Origin of the sequence: Pseudophaeobacter sp. (assembly GCF_039971195.1) — a bacterium.
Lineage (GTDB): Bacteria > Pseudomonadota > Alphaproteobacteria > Rhodobacterales > Rhodobacteraceae > Pseudophaeobacter.
On sequence record NZ_JBDWPJ010000101.1, the window covers coordinates 1 to 3344 of the forward strand.

Annotated in this window: 4 protein-coding genes and 1 pseudogene; 2 read left to right on the forward strand and 3 right to left on the reverse strand. The window is 61.9% G+C overall.

Translation table 11 applies throughout. The annotated features are described in order from the left end of the window. On the forward strand, positions 1-707 hold a 707-nt coding region (locus tag ABJP42_RS08970; protein ID WP_348339984.1), incomplete at its 5' end, for an ATP-binding protein. Positions 708-717: 10 nt separating this feature from the next. Here the strand turns inward: ABJP42_RS08970 and gshB are convergent. The 3 genes from gshB to rsmI form a co-directional block, all read right to left on the reverse strand. Then, positions 718-1665, reverse strand: a complete 948-nt coding sequence (gene gshB / locus ABJP42_RS08975) for a glutathione synthase (protein WP_348339985.1) — start codon at positions 1663-1665, stop codon at positions 718-720. Positions 1666-1775: 110 nt separating this feature from the next. Beyond that, complete coding sequence (locus ABJP42_RS08980) at positions 1776-2150, reverse strand: YraN family protein (protein WP_348339986.1); 375 nt, start codon at positions 2148-2150, stop codon at positions 1776-1778. 1 nt (position 2151) lies between these two features. Next, on the reverse strand, positions 2152-3009 hold the full coding sequence (gene rsmI / locus ABJP42_RS08985) for a 16S rRNA (cytidine(1402)-2'-O)-methyltransferase (protein WP_348339987.1): 858 nt from the start codon (positions 3007-3009) through the stop codon (positions 2152-2154). An 86-nt stretch (positions 3010-3095) separates the two neighbouring features. Here rsmI and ABJP42_RS08990 point away from each other — a divergent pair. After that, positions 3096-3344 (forward strand): annotated as a pseudogene (locus tag ABJP42_RS08990) (penicillin-binding protein activator); the annotation flags it as partial.

The window sequence follows — 3344 nt, forward strand, 5'->3', positions numbered from 1 at the left end:
GCGAGCCGCATCATACGGCCTCGATGGCGGCGATTGTTGGCGGCGGGCGGCGGGCGCGCCCCGGTGAGATCAGCCTGGCGCACAATGGCGTGCTGTTCATGGATGAGCTGCCGGAATTCAACCGCGCGGTGCTGGAAACCCTACGCCAACCGCTTGAGGCCGGCGAGGTGACGATTGCCCGGGCCAATGCCCATATCCGCTATCCCAGCCGGTTCATGCTGGTGGCGGCAGCCAATCCCTGTAAGTGCGGCTACCTCGCCGATGCTGCCCGTGCCTGCGCCCGCGCGCCCGGCTGCGGCGAGGACTATCTGGGGCGCATCTCCGGCCCTATGTTGGACCGCTTTGACCTGCGCCTCGAGGTGCCACCGGTTGCCTTTCAGGATCTGGACCTGCCCGCCGCCTCTGAGGGGTCAGCCGAGGTGGCCCAGCGCGTGGCCATGGCCCGCGAGATCCAGATGGCCCGCTACCGCGAGCTGCCAGAGGTTTGGCTAAATGCGGACGCCGAGGGCGCGGTGCTGGAACAGGCAACCGCGTTAAGTGCTGAAAGCCGCGAGCTACTGCAGCGGGCAGCCGAAAGATTTGGCCTGACAGCGCGGGGCTATCACCGGGTCTTGCGCGTCGCGCGCACCATTGCGGACCTTGCCGCCGAACAGCAGGTTCAGCGCCCCCATGTGGCCGAAGCGCTGGGCTTTCGCATGGGGACGTGACTTGTGCTCTCTATGATGCGCGGGCGGCGGCGCGGGCCTCAATGGCAAGCCAGATCTTCTCTGCGATATTCACACCGTCAAAGCGTTCCAATTCCTGAATGCCAGTGGGGGAGGTCACGTTGATCTCGGTCAGGTAGTCGCCGATCACATCAATACCGACAAAGACCTGCCCCTTTTCCTTCAAAAGCGGGCCAATCTTGGCGCAAATCTCCAGGTCCCGCTCGGTCAGGCCTATCTTTTCAGGCCGCCCGCCCACATGCATGTTGGAGCGGGTCTCACCGGCGGCAGGCACCCGGTTGATAGCCCCGACAGGTTCACCATCGACCAAGATCACCCGTTTGTCGCCATTGCTCACATCGGGCAGGAATTTCTGCACGATCAGCGGCTCGCGGCTGAAGCCGGTGAACAGCTCGTGCAGGGAGGTGAGGTTGCGATCATTGGCGTCCAGCCGGAACACCCCCGCACCGCCATTGCCATAAAGCGGCTTGAGGATGATATCCCCATGGCGCGCCTTGAACGCCTTGATGGTGTCCAGATCACGGGCGATGGCGGTGGGCGGTGTCAGATCCGGGAAGTCCAGAACCAGCAGCTTTTCCGGGTAGTTACGCACCCAAAACGGGTCATTCACCACCAGGCAGTCGTCTTTCAGCCGGCCCAGCAGATGTGTCGAGGTGATGTAATGCATGTCAAAGGGCGGATCCTGACGCAGCCAGACCACATCGTAATCTGCCAGATCGACTTCGCGCATTTCACCCAATATGGCAGGGGTCCCGGCCACCCGCTGCACTGTCATATCCTGACCGCGTGCGGTGATCTTCCCTTCCTGATAGGCCAGTTGATCGGGCAGGTAGAAAAACAATTCATGGCCGCGCGCCTGCGCCTCTTCCGCCAGACGGAACGAGCTGTCGGCGTTGATGTCCACACCCATAATCGGGTCCATCTGAAAGGCGATTTTCATGGCAGTTTCCCTTTTGCTTTGACCATAGATGGCGCAGTGGGCAGCGAGGTTCAATATCTGCCGTTCACTTTCTGGCCTGTCTCTCGGGTCTGGCATGTTCTCTCTGGCGCCTACCCCTGCCCATAGGCATTCTCCAAGATTTCCACGCTGCCCTTGGAATCCACCACCGCCACATCGATACGGGCCTCGCTCAAGCCCCCCTCGGGCTGCTGATCCAGGAACAGCGCCGCCGAGGCCGCAACCCGTGCCATCTGGCGCGGCGTGATCCGGGCCAGAGCAGCCGCATGGCTGGGGCCGGTCTTGACCTCAACAAAGACCCAAAGCGAGGCCTTTTGCAGAATGAGGTCAATCTCGCCACCGGCACCGCGCCAGCGCTGCTCCACCAGCTCATACCCCTGCGCCTCGTAGGCGCGCACCGCTTGTTCCTCTGCCGATGCGCCTGCAAGATAGGCACGCAACCCGGTCTCGGCAGGTGGTTTTGGCATCTCAGCTCTCTTTGGCCAGCTTCAGGGCCATCTGATAGACTTTGCGGCGCGGCATCTCATGCGCCTCGGAAACGATGGCGGCCGCATCCTTGACCGAATTCTCCACCAAGGCGGCACGCAGGTCGCTCTCGATGTCGCCATCGCTCACCGCCACTTCCGAGACCCGGTCCACCAGCACCACGATCTCTCCCTTTACCGGTTTTTCCTCAAGGCTGGCGGCCAGTTCCGCCAGTGGCAGGCGGCGTATCTCTTCGAATTTTTTGGTCAGCTCGCGACACAGGGCTGCCGGACGATTGCCCAGCACCGCCGCCATATCCGCCACGGATGCTGCAACCCGTTTGGGAGATTCGTAAAAGGCCAGGGTTCCGGGAATCGCCCCGACTTCCTCCAGTCGCTTGCGGCGCGCACCACTGGCATTGGGCAAAAAACCGGCAAAATAGAAAGCATCCGTTGGCAGCCCCGCAAGCGCCAGCGCCGTTGTCACAGCCGTGGCACCGGGAGCCGAGGTCACCAAGTGCCCGGCTTCGGCGGCGGCTTTAGACAGGCCATAGCCGGGATCTGCGATCAGCGGCATACCTGCTTCCGAGGCATAGGCAACGCTTTGCCCCGCTTCCAATGCCGCGAGCAATTTGCCGCGTGCACCCACTCCGCTATGGTCATGATAGGCTATCACCTGGCGATCACGCATCGGCACCCCGTGGATTTCCATCAGGCGGCGAAGTGATCGGGTGTCTTCGGCGGCGATCAAATCCGCCGAGGCCAGCACATCCAGCGCCCGCAGCGTGATGTCGCGCGCCGTGCCCAGAGGTGTTGCCACAAAATACAGTCCCGGCAACAAATTGACGATCTGATGATTCACGCTGGACCCGCCTTTTTGGTCGTTTATTATCGCCCCAGAACCAACACGGCGCACAAGCGCCGGACAAGGGGAGTTACAAGTCCATTATGTTTGCTGTTTTCAAACGGGCCCGCAAGGCAACATTGTCTGCCGTGGCCGCGATTTCTACATTTGCTCTGGCCGCCTGCGATCCTATTGCGCTCGGTGGTGGCCCTACAATCAATACATCCAAACCTGTTCCCGTGGCGCTGCTGGTGCCGCGCGGCTCTGCCCAATCCGGGGATAGCGTTCTGGCGCAAAGCTTAGAGAACGCCGCCCGCCTGGCGATTGCCGATCTGCAGGGCGTGCAGATTGAT

Coding starts and splice junctions, on each gene's coding strand:
- ABJP42_RS08980 (WP_348339986.1), bottom strand. CDS start 2,150: ATGCCAAAACCACCTGCCGAGACCGGGTTGCGTGCCTATCTTGCAGGC.
- gshB (WP_348339985.1), bottom strand. CDS start 1,665: ATGAAAATCGCCTTTCAGATGGACCCGATTATGGGTGTGGACATCAAC.